Genomic DNA, 17,744 nt, shown 5'->3' on the forward strand with positions numbered 1-17,744 from the left:
ACAAGTTGCCTTGCGTATGGGCGACCACTGTATTAAGGATAAATTATGCCAATTATTACTTTACCTGACGGTTCACAACGTCAGTTTGCACAACCTGTTTCTGTATTAGAAGTAGCACAAGATATTGGTGCTGGATTGGCGAAAGCCACCATTGCAGGACGAGTTAATGGTGTACGCAAAGATGCGTGCGATATGATTAGCGAAGATAGCCAATTAGAAATTATTACCGCAAAAGATGAAGACGGCTTAGAAATTATTCGCCATTCTTGTGCCCATTTACTTGGACACGCCATAAAACAGCTTTTCCCTGATGTAAAAATGGCGATTGGACCAACCATTGAAAACGGTTTTTATTATGATGTGGATCTCGATCGTTCTTTAACCCAAGAAGATATTGAAAAATTAGAAAAAAGAATGCTTGAGCTAGCCAAAACCAATTATGATGTGGTGAAACAAGTGGTCAGTTGGCAACAGGCGAGAGATACCTTTGCACAACGTGGCGAGCCTTACAAAATTGCCATTTTAGATGAAAATATTGAAAAAACCGCCACCCCAGCGTTATATCATCACCAAGAATATATTGATATGTGTCGTGGACCGCATGTACCGAATATGCGTTTTTGTCATCATTTTAAATTAATGAAAGTAGCAGGGGCATATTGGCGTGGCGACAGTAAAAACAAAATGCTACAACGAATTTACGGTACAGCTTGGGCAGATAAAAAGCAATTAGCCGCTTATTTACAACGCTTAGAAGAAGCGGCAAAACGTGATCATCGTAAAATTGGTAAAACCTTAGATTTATATCATATGCAAGAAGAAGCACCGGGTATGGTGTTTTGGCATAATGACGGCTGGACAATTTTCCGAGAGTTAGAAACCTTTGTGCGTACCAAATTAAAACAATATGATTATCAAGAAGTAAAAGGTCCATTTATGATGGATCGAGTGTTATGGGAACGCACAGGGCATTGGCAAAATTATGGCGATTTGATGTTTACCACCCAATCAGAAAATCGTGAATATGCCATTAAACCGATGAATTGCCCGGGACACGTCCAAATTTTTAACCAAGGCTTAAAATCCTATCGTGATCTGCCTTTGCGTATGGCGGAATTTGGTTCTTGTCATCGTAACGAACCCTCTGGTTCACTGCATGGCTTAATGCGTGTGCGTGGCTTTACCCAAGATGATGCCCATATTTTCTGTACCGAAGAACAGGTAGAAAGCGAAGTAACCAGCTGTATTAAAATGGTTTACGATATTTATAGCACCTTTGGCTTTACCAATATCCAAGTCAAACTTTCCACTCGCCCAGAAAGTCGTATTGGTTCTGATGAAATTTGGGATCTAGCGGAACAAGGATTAGCCAATGCGTTAAAACATAATGGCTTAGACTATGAAATCCAAGAGGGCGAAGGGGCATTCTATGGACCAAAAATTGAATTTGCCCTGCGTGATTGCTTAGATCGTGAATGGCAATGTGGTACGATTCAGCTTGATTTCGCCTTGCCGGGACGTTTAAACGCCTATTATGTGGCAGAAGATAACGAACGCAAAACCCCTGTGATGATCCATCGAGCCATTTTAGGTTCTATTGAACGTTTTATCGGTATTATTACCGAAGAATACGCAGGCTTTTTCCCAGCTTGGTTAGCCCCTGTACAAGCAGTGGTAATGAACATTACCGATAGCCAATCGGATTATGTGCTTGATGTGGTTAAAAAATTGTCTGACGCAGGATTACGAGTGAAATCCGATTTACGCAATGAAAAAATCGGTTTCAAAATTCGTGAACATACCTTACGCCGTGTGCCTTATATGTTAGTTTGTGGCGACAAAGAAATTGAAGCAGGCAAAATCGCCGTCCGCACCCGCAAAGGACAAGATCTTGGCTCTATTGCCGTTGACGAATTTGTCCAAATGCTAAAACAACAAGTACGCCAACGAGAGCTTAAATTGTTGGGGGAAGAGTAGTTTTTATTGGTTAAAACCAGTAGACGCCCCCATTGGGGCGTTTTTTATATCAAAACAGTATATTGATAATTCTGATTAATTTCCTATCTTAATCCACAATACCAATTTAACTTTATTTATCAGCTTAAACTTTAACTTAATTTTGAGTTGTAACTGCATTTTTACCTCTTTCTTTACGATACACTGTTTTTCTGAAAAAAATTGCAAAAAAATGGCATTTTTATCTTGACACAAACCGTTTTTTTTTTTCAATAGGGAAGTTTTGTTTTGAGTGTTAGGAGTAACTTTTTTTATGGAATGTATCATTATTTTTCTTGTCGTTTGTTTTATTATTGGTACTTTTTCTTCTGGGGGATCGGCTAGTTCTAAATCTCCTCCTTATAGTAAAAAGAAAGAAGAACCGAAAGTAAATTACAAAAGTAAGGTTACATATACCAATACGATAAGCAATGAGAAAACAAAAACAGATATTAGAGAGCAACCATTGAAAAAAAATGATGAGGTGTCTTCTTCTGATGATCTTAGTGACTTAATGGAGGTTTTATTAAATACTACAAAACATAGTGTTGCAAATACAGAATCAATAAAAAATCGCTTTAATAATATTGATATAAAATTACCCAGCAATCATTCTGATTTTTTAGCAAGTATTGAAAACAATCGAGTAAGAGAATATTTGAATACAATAAATAACTAAATTTAAAATATGAATAATAGAAATTATACTAATAACTGTATTTTGGTTGATTTTGATAATACCTTATTTTTTACCGATGAAGCGAATAATAATGCTTATAAACAAGCAATTATATATTACGTCCCTAATTTTGATTTAGGTATATTTTCTGGGATAAAAAGAATCACAGGGAAAGATATTAAGTTTATATTAAATAACGAACTCAATAAATCTGTTTTAGATAAAATTATCTCTCATAAAAGAATGATAGTTAATAATTATATAGATATGAATGTGATTAATAAAAATCTTTATGATTTATTATATAAATTGAAGGATGATAATTTTATTTTTTTAGTAACCTGTGGTAATGTGGAACGTGTTTACTCTATTATAAAATATTTTAATTTGGAATTTTTATTTTCTAAATTTATATTTAGTAAATGTGATGATTATAAGTACAATGATATCATAAATATTAATAACTCTACTAAGGTTATATTATTTGAAGATAACATAAATAATTTAATTAAAGCATCTGATTTAGGAGCTAAAAAAGAAAAATTATTTTATGTTAATAAAAATAAGATAATTAATATAGGAGAGGTTAATAAATTTCTATTAGATTAAACATTATTATTAACTATTGATATATTGGAGAACTATTATGGCACTTCAAAGACGTAGAGTTGACACTAGCGTGTCTACAGCGATTTCCTCTGCTGAAACTACTTTAGAGGTAGTTGCTAAAAAACTTCCGCAGATTCCTGAGCAGACTGGTTTTTTATTAAAAAGTTTTAAAATAGATAAAAATCATTTTTTATCTAAAGATATAGATGGGTATTATCGGAGTGATTATTATGGTTATAAAAAGGAAGGTAATCCTGATTATTTAGTTATGTTAAAAAATGACTTTAGGGATAGGACATATTGTTTAAAAGAGGGGGCGGAGTTATTATTAGATGGAGATAGGCTTAGACAAGAATTGAGAAGTTTACTAAGTATATTTGATAATAATGCAATGATATCTATTGTACCAAGATCTAAAGCCAATTTATTAGATAATCAGCGTTTGTTTTATTTTACAATAAAATATATTGTAAAACGTTTTTTTAAAGAGAATGATGGGACAGATTATATCATACGTTATAAGGATACTAAAACAACTCATCTAAATAAATCTGGATATGGTGGAGAAGGAGATTTACCTTATCCGGGAATTTCTAAAGATACTTGTATTTTTTCGGAAGATATTAAAGGCAAAAATATTATTTTAATTGATGATTTATATACTAAAACAATTAATATTATTGAGGATATGGTTCAATCATTACTTGATCATGGTGCTAAAAATGTTATTGTTTTCACTATAGGATATACTGTTTTTAAACAAAGGTAAAGATTAAATGAAATATTCAAAACATATGCTTAATATATTAACCGCAAAAAAATTTAAAGGTATTGGTGATGCTTGGATTTTTAAAAACTTAAAAAAAGATTTACCTCTTGAGGAAATTTTATCTTTATTAAAGAAACATTTAATAAAGGAAAATTCTACAGATGATGAAAAAGAAAAGTTTACTGAAAAATATTTTAAGGAAAAACAAAAGGAGGTTATTAATAACTTAGATAAGTTGTCTGGGTTTTATGATGGCATAGTGGTATTTGGTGATAAAAACTTTCCTAAATTAAGAACCAATCAAAAAATAAAAGATATAGATCATCCTATGGTTTTATTTTATAAAGGCGATATCAGTTTATTAGATTTATCTAATCATAATGTTGCAGTTATTGGTTTATTAGAGCCTGACGAGTTTATAGAGAAACAAGAAAGAGATATTGTCGATAGATTGGCGAAAAACAATATTACTATTGTAAGCGGATTGGCATTAGGTTGCGATAGAATAGCTCATCATCAAGCATTATGCTCGGGAAGTAAAACTATAGCAATTTTACCTAGTCCACTTAATAATATTATTCCTAAACAATGTAATCCTATAGCTGAATATATAGGTAATAAAGGTGGATTATTAATTACAGAATATTATGATGAACCAGAAAGTAAATATGAGTTGAATGGAAGATTTATTAGAAGAGATAGATTGCAGGCGTTATTTAGTGACTCAGTTTTACTTATTGCAAGTTATAGTAAGAGTATGAGTGATAAGGATAAAAGCTGTGATAGTGGAGCTAGACATGCAATGGAAAAAGCTAAAGCCTATGGCATTACTCGTGCTGTTATGTATAGTACGAGTAATATAAAAGATGACAAATATGCACTTAACCGAGAATTAATGAAAAGTGACAAAGATATTATTGTGGTTAATCCACATGCTATAAATGACACAATAGATAGATTGTTAATTAAAGAAGAGAAACAAAAATCTTTATTTTAATATTTAATTATAAGGCATAAGTAGATTTTTTGTTCTGTTTCGGAGTAACTAATAATAATGCTAGGGTTGTTATTTATATGGGTGTTAGTGTTTCTGTAGTTTAAGGGTTCGCTACGCTCACGTCCTAGATTTATGATGAATATGGCCTACGGCCATTACCTAGGTGGGGAAGATATACTGTCTAATCCACCTATTATAATTAGGTGAATTATACAATCACATAAGAGTTCTTATGCCAAATTTTTATTAAAATTTATTTTATAACTATGAATTTTTTATCTAGATTAAAGACATGTGATAGTATTAATGATCTAATCACTATATTTAGCTTAAATATTAGTGTTAAGAAATTTTATTATATTGTATATAAATTGTCTGATGAGAAAAAATATTCTTTACATTATATAAATAAATCAGATGGCTCAATGAGAGAAATTTCTATTCCTAATGCCTCATTGAAGTATTTACAAAAAGAAATTGCTAATGTATTTTATGAATGTGTTTCTGAGATTAAAAAGCAAAATTTATCTTATTTATCTAATAATCATGCCTTTGAGAGAAATAAATCTATTTCTTCTAATGCGAGAATTCATAGAGGAAAACGCTATTTATTGAATTTAGATCTTAAAGATTTTTTTCAATCTATTCATTATGGAAGAATAATTAGTTTTTTACAAAATGATCGTTATTTTTCGCTTTCTCCAAACTTATCTAAAATTATAGCAAAATTAGCAACCTACCATGGTTATTTACCACAAGGTTCACCATTATCTCCTATATTGGCTTCCTTAATTGGTAATTTGCTTGATGTTAGATTAATTGCTATTGCAAAAAAATATCGTTTAAATTATACAAGATACGCAGATGATATTACTTTTTCATCAAATAGAGATTTTTCATCATATTTATTAGTTAACTCAGAAGGTAATATTTCGCTAAATAATGAAATATTAGATATTATTTCTCGTTGTGGATTTGAGGTAAATCATAAAAAAACGCGTTATACTACTTTTAAAACCAAGCAAGTTGTAACAGGTGTTATTGTTAATAAAATATTAAATACAGATAAAGAATATAGAAAGAAAAATAGAGCAATGGTATATTCTTTGTTATCAACAGGTAATTTTTATCAAGATTATCAAGGTATTTTAAACAAAGGTAACCTGAATAGATTAATTGGTAGAATTAATCATGCTATTTCAATAAAATATCGAGAAACATTAATAAATGAATTGAGAATAAATTGCAGTAATATATCTAATGATGAGTTAAAGAAACAAGTTAATTTAAATTTAAAGGATATCTTTACAGAAGGAAGTTATAAGGGAATAGATAATACTATTAAGGATGATGGACAGATAAAATTATTAAGAGATGTTTTATTTTATAAATATTTTGTAGATGTATCTAAAATAACAATTATAGTAAAGGATAAAATAGAACAACAATATTGGAAAGTTATGCAAAAAGATAACATAAATATTGTACCTATAAATAATGAGATGGCTAAGTTAGGATTATCGAAAGATAATATAGATATTAATCGTTTTTTTAACTATCTTTATCAAGATAATTGTTACATTGATTTTTTTAAAATTAAAGTTAAACCAAAATTTCCAGTGATTTTTATTATTGATTATAATCAAGATCTAGATGCCTTTTCTAATAAAATTTTTAATAAATTTATTGATAACTATCAATATGCTTGTATTAAGGAAAATATTTATCTTTTATTACTAAATTCTCTATCCAAGGATAATTATGGTAATTATACCTTTTATAATAATAAATACCATTCCTATATAGAAAATTTTATAAAGTTTAAAGGAACTAAACTTTTAGTTGATCAAGAGAATAGGAATAAGATTTTTTATAGTGAAAATAGATTTTTATCAAGAAATACTCTTGGTAAATATATTAAATCTGGCCAATTTAATAATTTTAGTTTTGATGAATTTAGTAAGATATATAATAATATTACTAGAATAGTAGATGACTTTAGATCAAAATATTATTGAAATTTTTTAGTTTTATTAAATTTTTATTATTTAATAAATAGATAAAGAATAAATTATATATCAATTTATATGAAATATAAATTAATAGGCAGATCCATGACTAAAATAAATTATTTTCCACATGTCGTTGGGTCTATTAGTATAAATATTAAAAATATAAGGTGTAATGTAAAATGGCCACTAAAAAGTAGTATATTGTAAAAATTTAATCACTTCTTTGAGTAATGAACAAAAACTGTTATTATTGTTTAAATAAATAGATAAAAAGTATAGTATTAGAAATAATATTTAATGCTATAGATGCAATCATTACTATAAAAATTTTACCTTTCAAAATAGATTAAATCCCACAGAAATTTATTTAAATATTATTACAGGTACTACTTTTTTTAGTAAGATTTTGGTATTTTAATGTTGATGGATAGCCTTATAGGAAAAGATTATGGTAATAAATAAAGCTAGGAAAAAATATAAATCTATGGCTGGAAAGAAATTCAAAATCATCATGAAAATGCTAAAAGAAATCCTAAGAATGATTTTTTCCGTCTGCATTATTGGTATTAAAATATCAAGATTATTTGCATGAACACTAAGATAAATATGACGAAAAAGGTTATTTTTCTTATAAATATAAAGGATTAATAGAGGTATTAGCGAGTATGAAATATTATTATGAAAGATATTTATTTACCTTTGAAAAGCATGAATAATTAAATATTGAAAGAACAACAAACCGATTAGAAGGTTTATTTTGTGAAGTTAAGCGAAAATTAATCCATCAAAATGGATTAAGTAGAAAGCATAACATTATATTTATAAAGGATTTTTTAAACAAAAAGAGTTGCTAATAATTTGAGGAAATTATTATTAGCAACTATTTTGTCCATTACACTTAAAAGTGCGGTTCATTTTAGATTAATACTCTCGTCTCTATTTGGCTTTGGTTGAGATCAGCTTGCCAATATCCACCCCAAGCAAACCAAGACTAATGGGATCAAGATAATCTTGTAAAAATTTAAATAATTCTTTTAAATCAAGAAATTCTTGCTGTAATTCAATCTTATCTTCAGTTTTACGTGTAAAACGATAATGTAATTGCTCGTTTTGCCAATAAGCCACCAAATCCACATAAGTTGTTTCAAATAAATGGCTATTTGCCCCTTCCTCACCGGGATCGCTAATACGCACTGTCCAATTATTAGAAAATAAAGGTTGTGTTTCAATATTCATATTTTCTTTCCTTATTGATTAATATTTACAGAAAAAGCGGATAAAAACACCCATAATTAGTCTTTTCAATTTAAAATAAAACAGGTACGGCGAGACACGCCAACGCCGTATTATTCTAAAGTAGATAACTATAAAAAAGCCCGTTCATAAAATCTTGCTTTACTAAAATCTTATGATCGGGCTTTGCCAAATAATCATGTTTATGCTTCGCTTTACGCTGATAACTTCCCTTTCCCTTACGCTTTTTTTCCACTCGTTGATGAAATAACGGATCTTTTACCAACGCAAACAACGCATTATCGGTAATATTGCCTTTTTGATGACAATACACCGTTGTTTGTTGGCTTTGCAAGGATTTTTTCTTTGCCATAATGTTTCCTCTTTATAATAAATAGTTTAAAAACGTGAAAGCCTTTTTTCAGCAGGCTATTTTATAGTGAAGATTTTTGCTTTTCAAGCAAAGTATAGTCGTTTCAATTTAAAGTGGAACGACTATACAATAAAAGTGCGGTCTAAATTCAATATTTTTTATGTGGATGTAAAAAGGGCTAACACTGCCTCAGGTGGGCGACCAATTTTGGCTTGTTCGCCCTTTACCACAATAGGGCGTTCTAGCAAAATAGGATTTTGTATAATCGCCTGCAATAAATCTTGCTCGGATAAGTGTTCATTATGCAAACCAAGTTGTTCATAGCATTGTTCTTTTACCCGCATCATTTGTCTTACACTAGAAAATTGTAATTGTTGCTTTAATCTTGTTAATTCCGCCAAGTTAAATCTATGCGATAAATAACAAATAATTTCAGGTTCAATACCCTGTTGCTGTAATAAAGCCAAAGTTTGTCGGCTTTTTGAACAATTTGGATTATGATAAAGTTGAACTAACATGCATTTCTCCCAATTTCGCTTTTCTCTCAATAATAACTTGTTATAATCATAACATTACACCAAATAATAATGAAGACAAGGAGTTCCCCATGTTAGAAATGCTGAAAACTTGGTATTATCGGCGTTTTAGCGATCCACAAGCCATGGGATTATTGGCGATTTTATTGTTTGCATTTATCGCCATTTATTTCTTTAGTGATTTAATTGCCCCGCTACTGATCGCCATTGTTTTAGCTTATTTATTGGAATGGCCGATTCGTTTTCTTTCGGAAAAAGTTAAATTACCTTATGGGCTTGCCTTATTCCTTGTACTAGGTGGTTTCCTTGCCTTTACCCTGTTTACAATTATTGTGCTTATTCCTAATTTATGGAATCAAATGCTGAATTTATTGCGTGATTTACCCAATATGGTAAATCAATTTCATACTTGGGTGTTATCCTTACCAGAAAGCTACCCTGAGTTAGTGGATTATGCCCTAATTGACTCTTTTTTTACCGCATCAAGAGATAAAATCCTTACCTTTGCAGAATCGGCTCTAAAGCTGTCGCTTACTTCAATTATGAGTTTGGTTACTATCGGCATTTATGCCTTTTTAGTGCCATTAATGGTATTTTTTCTGCTCAAAGATAAAACAGAATTAATCGCTGGGGTAAGCCAATTCCTCCCTCGTAATCGCCACCTCGCCTCACAAGTTTGGCGAGAAATGAAACAACAAATCGCCAATTATATTCGTGGTAAAATCATTGAAATTGTGATTATGACCATTGTGAGCTATGGGATTTTTCTTTATTTTGGCTTATATTATCCTTTGTTATTAGCGGTAGGGGTAGGGCTATCTGTCTTAATTCCTTATATTGGTGCGGTTTTAATTACCATTCCTGTTACCATTGTGGCAGTTTCACAGTTCGGTATTTCTCCTACGTTTTGGTACATAATGGTTGCCTATACCATTAGCCAAATTTTAGACGGCAATTTACTCGTGCCTTTTCTTTTTTCGGAGGCAGTAAATCTACACCCCTTAACCATTATTATTGCGGTCCTGGTATTTGGTGGTTTATGGGGCTTTTGGGGCGTGTTTTTCGCCATTCCTCTGGCAACATTAGTTAAAGCGGTGGTTAATGCTTGGCCTGATAGTGAAGCACAACTTACCACTGAGCATATCATTAGCAAAAAATAATCGCAAAAATGACCGCACTTTCTATTGTTGTTTCAATTTAAAATAAGGCAAAGAGGCACGCCGAAAACAGTACAACAAGTACGGTAAGGCGTACCAACATATAACAAGCCTATCCAATATAGGCTTGTGTTATAGATAAATAATGGTTCGTAACCCCAAAATTTTCCCCTGCGAATTTTTTCTATTTTCCAACCGCACTTGGTAATGGTGTAATTCAGCAATACGGTAAACGATAGATAGCCCCAAACCACTGCCTTTTTCATTTTGCCCTGCTGGGCGATAGAAACGTTGCCCTAGTTTTTCTAAATCTTCTTCCGCCACCCCTAGTCCATTATCTTCAATAATCACTTTATCTTGTTGCAAAATTAAACGAACTTCACTGCCTTCAGGGCAATAACGAATGGCATTATCCACAATATTTCGCAACATTAGGGATAATAATAACGGTTGTCCTTGTTTAATTGCTGGCGGTTGTTCAACAGTTAAACGAATGTCCATTTTGCGTTTTTGAGCTGGAAAATAAAAATCCGCCACAATGGATTGCAATAATAAATGCCAATGAATATCCTGCAACTCCTCTAACTGGGTTAAACTGTCTAAACGCGATAAGGTTAATAATTGCTCAATTAATTGGCTTGCACGATCAATACCTTGAGTTAAATTTTGTAAGGCTTGATGACGCATTGCTTCATCGTCCCCTGCCATTTGGGCTAATTCTGTTTGAATACGCAAGGCGGATAAAGGGCTACGCAATTCGTGGGCTGCATCAGAAGTAAAACGCCGTTCTCGCAATAACATTGCCGAAGTGCGGTGAAAAAACAAATTTAAATTTTGCACCAAGGGCAATACTTCGGAAGGCAGTTGATCCGTTGGCAGGGCTTGATGATCATCGGGCGAACGCTGTAATAAATTATTGCTCATACGTTTTAACGGCGACAATTCTTTACGGATAACCACCACCATTAAAGCCAATAAAAACGGCAAGCCCGCAATCCAAACCCACATTTGTCCAAAGACCATTTCATTAACTAAATCCTCACGATAATCCAACTCTTGACCAACGGCAATCATCAAACGGTTATTACTGTCCGCCACCGGTAACCAAAATATTCGCCATAAATCATCATCATTCGCAATATGGGTTTCAGAAAATCCTCTTACTGGGGCATAAATAAAATTATTGCCATTTTCACCATCGCTTACTAATATTTCGCCGTTCTGAGTAAAAATAGCAAATGCCAAGGCATCATCATCACGTTTCATCTTTTTTAGCGGACGTCTTGCGCGCTGTTCACGAAAACCACCTAATTGATGACGTTCTAAAAATAAATTACGCAAATCCGTTGAGGCTAAACGTTGAGCAAATAAAATTTGTTGTGAATCAAAGACTTCATTCACTTCCTTACGCACTTGAAACCAAGCAATGGCGGTAGAAATTGCCCAAATACATAACGCCGTAATGGACAATAAACAAATTAAACGAAAACTTAAACTAGTTCTTTTCATCATTATTTCCTAAAGCATAGCCCACGCCATGTACTGTGCGAATAATTTGTTTGCCCAATTTCTTGCGTAAATGATGAATATGTACTTCCAAAGCGTTACTGCTTACCTCATCGTCCCAGCTATACAATTTTTCTTCAATAAAAGAACGAGATAAGACCCGATCCTTGTTATTCAAAAATAATTCCAATAAACGGTATTCTTGCGAAGTCAGTGGAATTTCTTGTTGTGCTAAACAAACTTTACGTTTCATCGGATCAAAGGTCAGTAAATGATGTTGAATAATCGGATTAATATGCCCATTCCGCCGCCGAGTTAATGCCTGCAAACGTGCCACCACCTCAGCCAAAGCAAAGGGTTTACATAAATAATCATCTGCCCCAATTTGTAAACCTTTAACCCGCTCATCTAAAGTATCTCTTGCGGTCAAAATTAACACAGGTACATCTTGATTAGCTTTACGCCAACCTTGTAAAACCGCCAAACCATCAAGTTTAGGCAAGGTTAAATCTAACACTACCACATCATAAGGGGCAAGGGATAACGCATCAAAACCCGTTTTACCATCAGTAAACCAATCCACTAAAAAACCTGATTTTGTTAATCCCTGTTTTAATCCATCGCCAATTAATGGGTCATCTTCAATCAATAAAATACGCATTTTTATTTAACCAATTTGTTCATTATATTGTTGTTTTAATATGAAATAGAGCAAGGCGTGCCAACACTGTATTACAGTCGTTTCAATTTAAAATGAGATAAGGCGGAACGCCGAAGACAGTACAAGTAGTACGGCGAGACGTACCAACGCTGTATCATTCTAAAGTGGGACGACTATATTTTAAAGTACGACGACTATATAACCAATAGAAAAGGAAGATAAACTTACGCTTATCTTCCTTTATAGTTTAACAGCTTTTCGTCTTATTTGATTTTTTCAATACGATTTACTTCAACTTCAATCTTATTCCAAGATTTATCCACTTCCGCATAAAGTCTTACTTTATCTTCAGGGGTAATGGTTTGCCCCGCCCAAGCACGTCTTTCAATTTCCACTTCAATCTCGCCCGTGTTATCTTTAAACATAAAATCATCTTTACCTACTTGGCGAACAATATTCCCCTCTAATAAGATATATTGATCATCTTTCCATTTAGAAGAATCCGCCACTTTGCTGATTTCTTGTTGCGTATTAACAAACCCGCCTTGTCTAAAATCTTTACCTTTATGATGTGGTTGAGTTGCACCTGGTGCGGCAGGATCTTGGAAACCACCAGCAGGTGCTTGTGCCATAGCGGTTGCTGTTGATAATGCTAATAAAGAGGCTAAAACTACTTTCTTCATAAAAACTCCTTAATAAATTAAATGGTTTAAAACACAAAGCCCCTTGCTTTGTTGAGGCTTATTAAAACAGATAAATATTAAGAAAATCTTAAGCACATAAAAATTTCTCTATTAATCAAAAATAATCATCATTTATCCGTCTTATCACCTATAACAATGACAATGCAAAAACTATAACGCCCTTTTATAACGAGGATACATTAGGTTTTGCACCGATAAAATTTCATCAAGTTGTTGCTCTGTTAATAAGCCTTGTTCTAACACAACTTCCCTTACTCCCTTCCCTGTTTTGGCACAAATTTTTCCAATAAGATCGCCATTATGATGCCCAATAAAAGGATTAAGGTAGGTAACAAGCCCAATGGAATTAAAGACATAATTTTCACAAACAGTTTTATTCACAGTAATACCGTCAATACATTTATCTCGTAAATTGACACAAGCATTGGTTAATAAAGAAATTGATTCAAACATTGCTTGTGCAATCACAGGCTCCATAACATTTAGCTGTAATTGCCCAGCCTCTGCAGCCATAGTTACCGTTGTATCATTACCAATAACTTTAAAGCATACTTGATTTACCACTTCTGGCACAACAGGATTAACTTTAGCAGGCATAATAGATGAACCCGCTTGTAATTCAGGTAAATTAATCTCATTTAACCCTGCTCTTGGGCCTGATGAAAGTAAACGTAAATCATTACACACCTTAGACAATTTTACGGCAGTCCGTTTCAAAGCACTATGTATCATCACATAGGCTCCACAATCTGAAGTCGCTTCTATAAGATTTGGTGCAGGAACACAAGGTAAACCACTTACTTCCGCTAAATATTTTACTGCCAATTCAGCATAACCTTGTGGCGTGTTTAACCCTGTCCCTATGGCTGTTGCACCTAAATTTACTTCTAATAATAACTCCGCAATGCGTGTAAGATTACGCACTTCCTCCTCTAATAACACAGAAAAAGCCTGAAACTCTTGTCCTACTGTCATTGGCACAGCATCTTGTAATTGCGTTCGCCCCATTTTTAGCACATCAACAAATTCTTTGGCTTTATTTTCAAATCCTTGTTGCAAATAAAATAACTTATTTACTAATGCCATAATGCTATTATATACCGCAAGGCGAAAACCCGTTGGATAAGCATCATTAGTAGATTGACTCGCATTAACGTGATCCATTGGATCAACAAATTGATATTCACCTTTATGATGCCCCATTAATTCCAAAGCTAAATTGGCAACAACCTCGTTGGTATTCATATTTACCGATGTTCCTGCACCACCTTGAAAAACATCTGAAGGGAATTGATCTAAGCATCTTCCTGTAGTTAAAATTTCATCACAAGCAGAAACAATAGCTTGAGCAATATCTTTGGGAATAGCACCTAATTCGCCATTAGCTAATGCTGCCGCTTTTTTTACCATAACCATAGCTCGTACAAACACTGGAATATCTGAAATTTTTATACGAGAAATATTGAAATTTTCTACCGCTCTTAAGGTATGAATTCCCCAATAAGCCTCCGCAGGAACCTCTCTTTCCCCAAGTAAATCAACTTCTTTACGCATATTTGTCATACAATTTCCAACTTCAATTAATTAATAAATAACTAATCATTTCAATAAATTAGTCAAATAATCCTTATTCATTCATCTCAATGTATAGTCATTTCAATTAAAATAAAACAAGGCGTGCCAAGGCTGTATTATTTTAAAGTGGAACGACTATATTTATCATTTGAAGTAGATTATAGAAAAATCAGCTTAAACAAAATGTGACCGAAATCGCATTTTTACTTTTGCGACAATAGAGAAATTTTTATCTTATCCATTAGTTTTTTTATACAAAAAACATTGATCTTGCCAAACTTATCCCCATTTATTAGTCTAAACCTATTTATTTAGGAAAGGGGAAATTATGCCACTACTTCTATTTTTTCTTTGTGCATTTTTATTTGTTTACCTTGAATTTTCGTTATTAATTTGGTTTGGTTCAACCTTTGGCATTTTAGCGTTAATCGCCTTGCTTATCTTATCCTCTTTAGTCGGGCTTACCATGATCCGAGCAAGGGGGTGGTACACTTTGCTTAATGTACAAAAACAATTATCACAGGGAGAAATACCAGCAACTTCTTTACTCAAATCAGGCATTTGGATTTTAGCCGGTGTTCTCTTTTTTATTCCCGGCATTGTTACTGATCTATTCGCCCTCTTTTTATTAACGCCTATGGCAAGTTTATGGATTGAAAAACTGGTAAGTAACAAAATTAAGTTTTTTGCCTCAGGTTTTCGTTTCCGCCGTCAACAGGGGTTTAATACCGATCAACAACAAGATATTTTTGAGGCGGAATACGAAAAACAGCAAGATCAAGACAAGCGGTTAAAATAACCACAAATAACCTCTTGAAATCATAAAATCGTTCCCCATATAGTCAAAGAACATTTTTTTAATCACTTAAAAAAGGAAAATAAATATGAATATTCGTCCATTACATGATCGTTTAATTATCAAACGTGAAGAAGTTGAAACTAAATCTGCTGGCGGTATTGTACTAACTGGTTCAGCAGCCACTAAATCCACTCGTGCTAAAGTATTAGCAGTGGGTAAAGGGCGTATTTTAGAAAATGGTACGGTACAACCTTTAGATGTTAAAGTTGGCGACACCGTCATTTTTAATGAAGGTTATGGCGTGAAAACAGAAAAGATTGATGGCGAAGAAGTATTAATCATTTCTGAAAATGATGTATTAGCTATCGTAGAATAATCAACAAATTTTAATTAGAGAGGAAAAGAACAATGGCAGCAAAAGATGTAAAATTTGGTAATGATGCTCGTGTAAAAATGTTAGCGGGTGTGAATATCCTTGCTGATGCAGTAAAAGTCACTTTAGGTCCAAAAGGACGTAATGTAGTATTAGATAAATCTTTCGGTGCACCAACCATTACTAAAGACGGTGTGTCTGTGGCTCGTGAAATTGAGTTGGAAGATAAATTTGAAAATATGGGGGCTCAAATGGTGAAAGAGGTTGCCTCTAAAGCCAATGATGCCGCTGGTGATGGTACAACCACTGCAACTGTACTTGCGCAAGCGATTGTCAACGAAGGGTTAAAAGCTGTTGCCGCAGGTATGAACCCAATGGATTTAAAACGTGGTATTGATAAAGCCGTTAGTGCAGTTGTGGCTGAATTAAAAACCTTATCTAAACCTTGCGAAAGCTCAAAAGAAATTGAACAAGTGGGTACAATTTCGGCTAACTCTGATCAGGTTGTAGGTCAATTAATCGCTCAGGCGATGGAAAAAGTGGGTAAAGAGGGCGTAATTACCGTTGAAGACGGTACAGGTTTAGAAGATGAATTAGCCGTTGTTGAGGGTATGCAATTTGACCGTGGCTATTTATCCCCTTACTTCGTGAATAAGCCAGAAACAGGCACAGTAGAGTTAGACAATCCTTATATTTTATTAGTGGATAAAAAAATCTCTAATATCCGTGAATTATTGCCAGTGTTAGAAGCGGTTGCTAAAGCAGGTAAACCATTATTAATCATTGCCGAAGATGTTGAGGGCGAAGCCTTAGCCACATTAGTGGTAAATACTATGCGTGGTATTGTGAAAGTGGCAGCAGTGAAAGCACCGGGCTTTGGTGATCGCCGTAAAGCAATGTTACAAGATATTGCAATCTTAACTGCTGGTACAGTGATTTCAGAAGAAATCGGTATGGAATTAGAAAAAGCTACCTTAGAAGATTTAGGTCAAGCTAAACGTGTGGTTATCAATAAAGATAATACCACTATTATTGACGGTATCGGCGAAGAAGCTCAAATTCAAGGTCGTGTGGCACAAATTCGTCAACAAATCGAAGAATCTACCTCTGATTATGACAAAGAAAAATTACAAGAGCGTGTGGCGAAATTGGCTGGCGGTGTGGCTGTAATCAAAGTGGGTGCAGCGACTGAAGTTGAAATGAAAGAGAAAAAAGCTCGTGTTGAAGATGCGCTACACGCAACACGTGCAGCGGTAGAAGAAGGTGTCGTTGCAGGTGGCGGTGTTGCCTTAATTCGTGCGGCAAGCAAAGTTGCTGGTTTACAAGGCGACAACGAAGAGCAAAATGTGGGTATCAAACTTGCTTTACGAGCAATGGAAGCCCCATTACGTCAAATCGTAACTAACGCAGGCGAAGAAGCCTCTGTGGTTGCAAGTGCGGTGAAAAATGGCGAAGGTAACTTTGGTTATAACGCTGGTTCAGAGCAATATGGCGATATGTTAGAAATGGGTATCTTAGATCCAACTAAAGTAACACGCTCTGCCTTACAATTTGCTGCTTCTGTAGCAGGATTAATGATTACCACTGAATGTATGGTAACTGATCTACCAAAAGAAGATAAAGCGGATTTAGGTGCTGCTGGTATGGGCGGCATGGGTGGAATGGGCGGAATGATGTAATTCTTACCTTTCCCTAGTAATAAAAACCCAAGCTTTTGCTTGGGTTTTTTATAATAGTTGTATGGACAAAAATGTAGGATTTTATCC

At 33.5% G+C, this 17,744-nt stretch carries 17 protein-coding genes; 10 read left to right on the forward strand and 7 right to left on the reverse strand.

What is annotated here, in order from left to right; all coding sequences use genetic code 11:
- Positions 1–45 precede the first annotated feature (45 nt).
- The 6 genes from thrS (at position 46) to A6A20_RS10310 (ending at position 7,067) form a co-directional block, all read left to right on the forward strand.
- Positions 46–1,977 carry a threonine--tRNA ligase gene (thrS, locus tag A6A20_RS10285; RefSeq protein WP_279573333.1) on the forward strand — a complete coding sequence of 644 codons (1,932 nt, stop codon included), beginning with the start codon at positions 46–48 and terminating at the stop codon, positions 1,975–1,977.
- Positions 1,978–2,269: 292 nt separating this feature from the next.
- On the forward strand, positions 2,270–2,674 hold the full coding sequence (locus A6A20_RS10290; protein ID WP_279573334.1) for a hypothetical protein: 405 nt from the start codon (positions 2,270–2,272) through the stop codon (positions 2,672–2,674).
- Between the two features lie 9 nt (positions 2,675–2,683).
- Positions 2,684–3,283, forward strand: coding sequence for an HAD family hydrolase (locus A6A20_RS10295; RefSeq protein ID WP_279573335.1), 600 nt, complete (start codon positions 2,684–2,686; stop codon positions 3,281–3,283).
- Positions 3,284–3,320: 37 nt separating this feature from the next.
- Complete coding sequence (locus A6A20_RS10300; RefSeq protein ID WP_279573336.1) at positions 3,321–4,052, forward strand: phosphoribosyltransferase; 732 nt, start codon at positions 3,321–3,323, stop codon at positions 4,050–4,052.
- Between the two features lie 7 nt (positions 4,053–4,059).
- Entirely contained in the window at positions 4,060–5,049 is a 990-nt protein-coding gene (locus A6A20_RS10305; protein WP_279573337.1) for a DNA-processing protein DprA, read from the forward strand.
- Between the two features lie 371 nt (positions 5,050–5,420).
- Positions 5,421–7,067, forward strand: a complete 1,647-nt coding sequence (locus A6A20_RS10310) for a reverse transcriptase domain-containing protein (protein ID WP_279573338.1) — start codon at positions 5,421–5,423, stop codon at positions 7,065–7,067.
- A 930-nt stretch (positions 7,068–7,997) separates the two neighbouring features.
- On the opposite strand, the gene A6A20_RS10315 is transcribed toward A6A20_RS10310, so the two are convergent.
- The 3 genes from A6A20_RS10315 to arsC form a co-directional block, all read right to left on the reverse strand.
- Positions 7,998–8,297 carry a DUF5377 family protein gene (locus A6A20_RS10315; protein WP_279573339.1) on the reverse strand — a complete coding sequence of 100 codons (300 nt, stop codon included), beginning with the start codon at positions 8,295–8,297 and terminating at the stop codon, positions 7,998–8,000.
- Positions 8,298–8,412: 115 nt separating this feature from the next.
- Positions 8,413–8,667, reverse strand: coding sequence for an alternative ribosome-rescue factor A (locus tag A6A20_RS10320; protein WP_279573340.1), 255 nt, complete (start codon positions 8,665–8,667; stop codon positions 8,413–8,415).
- 158 nt (positions 8,668–8,825) lie between these two features.
- Positions 8,826–9,185, reverse strand: a complete 360-nt coding sequence (gene arsC / locus A6A20_RS10325; protein ID WP_279573341.1) for an arsenate reductase (glutaredoxin) — start codon at positions 9,183–9,185, stop codon at positions 8,826–8,828.
- A gap of 89 nt (positions 9,186–9,274) precedes the next feature.
- Here arsC and A6A20_RS10330 point away from each other — a divergent pair, with 89 nt between their 5' ends.
- On the forward strand, positions 9,275–10,363 hold the full coding sequence (locus A6A20_RS10330) for an AI-2E family transporter (RefSeq protein ID WP_279573342.1): 1,089 nt from the start codon (positions 9,275–9,277) through the stop codon (positions 10,361–10,363).
- 129 nt (positions 10,364–10,492) lie between these two features.
- Here the strand turns inward: A6A20_RS10330 and qseC are convergent, their stop codons facing one another.
- From qseC to aspA, 4 genes are all read right to left on the reverse strand, one after another.
- A complete protein-coding gene (gene qseC / locus A6A20_RS10335) occupies positions 10,493–11,872 on the reverse strand; it encodes a quorum sensing histidine kinase QseC (RefSeq protein ID WP_279573343.1) in 1,380 nt (459 codons plus the stop codon).
- Positions 11,856–12,527, reverse strand: coding sequence for a response regulator (locus tag A6A20_RS10340; RefSeq protein ID WP_279573344.1), 672 nt, complete (start codon positions 12,525–12,527; stop codon positions 11,856–11,858). The genes qseC and A6A20_RS10340 overlap by 17 nt, the downstream gene beginning before the upstream one ends.
- A gap of 263 nt (positions 12,528–12,790) precedes the next feature.
- Complete coding sequence (locus A6A20_RS10345; RefSeq protein ID WP_279573345.1) at positions 12,791–13,210, reverse strand: YgiW/YdeI family stress tolerance OB fold protein; 420 nt, start codon at positions 13,208–13,210, stop codon at positions 12,791–12,793.
- A 171-nt stretch (positions 13,211–13,381) separates the two neighbouring features.
- Positions 13,382–14,794 carry an aspartate ammonia-lyase gene (gene aspA / locus A6A20_RS10350; protein WP_279573346.1) on the reverse strand — a complete coding sequence of 471 codons (1,413 nt, stop codon included), beginning with the start codon at positions 14,792–14,794 and terminating at the stop codon, positions 13,382–13,384.
- Between the two features lie 340 nt (positions 14,795–15,134).
- Here aspA and A6A20_RS10355 point away from each other — a divergent pair, with 340 nt between their 5' ends.
- The 3 genes from A6A20_RS10355 to groL all read left to right on the forward strand — a co-directional run bounded on the left by A6A20_RS10355 (position 15,135) and on the right by groL (position 17,657).
- The gene (locus tag A6A20_RS10355) at positions 15,135–15,605 is read left to right on the forward strand and encodes an FxsA family protein (RefSeq protein ID WP_279573347.1); all 471 of its coding nucleotides are present in this window, start codon (positions 15,135–15,137) and stop codon (positions 15,603–15,605) included.
- Positions 15,606–15,690: 85 nt separating this feature from the next.
- Positions 15,691–15,981, forward strand: coding sequence for a co-chaperone GroES (locus A6A20_RS10360; protein WP_279573348.1), 291 nt, complete (start codon positions 15,691–15,693; stop codon positions 15,979–15,981).
- Positions 15,982–16,013: 32 nt separating this feature from the next.
- Positions 16,014–17,657: a chaperonin GroEL gene (gene groL / locus A6A20_RS10365; protein ID WP_279573349.1), complete on the forward strand. Its 1,644-nt coding sequence runs from the start codon at positions 16,014–16,016 to the stop codon at positions 17,655–17,657.
- The last annotated feature ends 87 nt before the right edge of the window (positions 17,658–17,744 follow it).

The sequence above is a fragment of the Volucribacter amazonae genome (assembly GCF_029783845.1).
Classification (GTDB): domain Bacteria; phylum Pseudomonadota; class Gammaproteobacteria; order Enterobacterales; family Pasteurellaceae; genus Volucribacter; species Volucribacter amazonae.

Coding starts and splice junctions, on each gene's coding strand:
- thrS (WP_279573333.1), top strand. CDS start 46: ATGCCAATTATTACTTTACCTGACGGTTCACAACGTCAGTTTGCACAA.
- A6A20_RS10290 (WP_279573334.1), top strand. CDS start 2,270: ATGGAATGTATCATTATTTTTCTTGTCGTTTGTTTTATTATTGGTACT.
- A6A20_RS10295 (WP_279573335.1), top strand. CDS start 2,684: ATGAATAATAGAAATTATACTAATAACTGTATTTTGGTTGATTTTGAT.
- A6A20_RS10300 (WP_279573336.1), top strand. CDS start 3,321: ATGGCACTTCAAAGACGTAGAGTTGACACTAGCGTGTCTACAGCGATT.
- A6A20_RS10305 (WP_279573337.1), top strand. CDS start 4,060: ATGAAATATTCAAAACATATGCTTAATATATTAACCGCAAAAAAATTT.
- A6A20_RS10315 (WP_279573339.1), bottom strand. CDS start 8,297: ATGAATATTGAAACACAACCTTTATTTTCTAATAATTGGACAGTGCGT.
- A6A20_RS10320 (WP_279573340.1), bottom strand. CDS start 8,667: ATGGCAAAGAAAAAATCCTTGCAAAGCCAACAAACAACGGTGTATTGT.
- arsC (WP_279573341.1), bottom strand. CDS start 9,185: ATGTTAGTTCAACTTTATCATAATCCAAATTGTTCAAAAAGCCGACAA.
- A6A20_RS10330 (WP_279573342.1), top strand. CDS start 9,275: ATGTTAGAAATGCTGAAAACTTGGTATTATCGGCGTTTTAGCGATCCA.
- qseC (WP_279573343.1), bottom strand. CDS start 11,872: ATGATGAAAAGAACTAGTTTAAGTTTTCGTTTAATTTGTTTATTGTCC.
- A6A20_RS10340 (WP_279573344.1), bottom strand. CDS start 12,527: ATGCGTATTTTATTGATTGAAGATGACCCATTAATTGGCGATGGATTA.
- A6A20_RS10345 (WP_279573345.1), bottom strand. CDS start 13,210: ATGAAGAAAGTAGTTTTAGCCTCTTTATTAGCATTATCAACAGCAACC.
- aspA (WP_279573346.1), bottom strand. CDS start 14,794: ATGACAAATATGCGTAAAGAAGTTGATTTACTTGGGGAAAGAGAGGTT.
- A6A20_RS10355 (WP_279573347.1), top strand. CDS start 15,135: ATGCCACTACTTCTATTTTTTCTTTGTGCATTTTTATTTGTTTACCTT.
- A6A20_RS10360 (WP_279573348.1), top strand. CDS start 15,691: ATGAATATTCGTCCATTACATGATCGTTTAATTATCAAACGTGAAGAA.
- groL (WP_279573349.1), top strand. CDS start 16,014: ATGGCAGCAAAAGATGTAAAATTTGGTAATGATGCTCGTGTAAAAATG.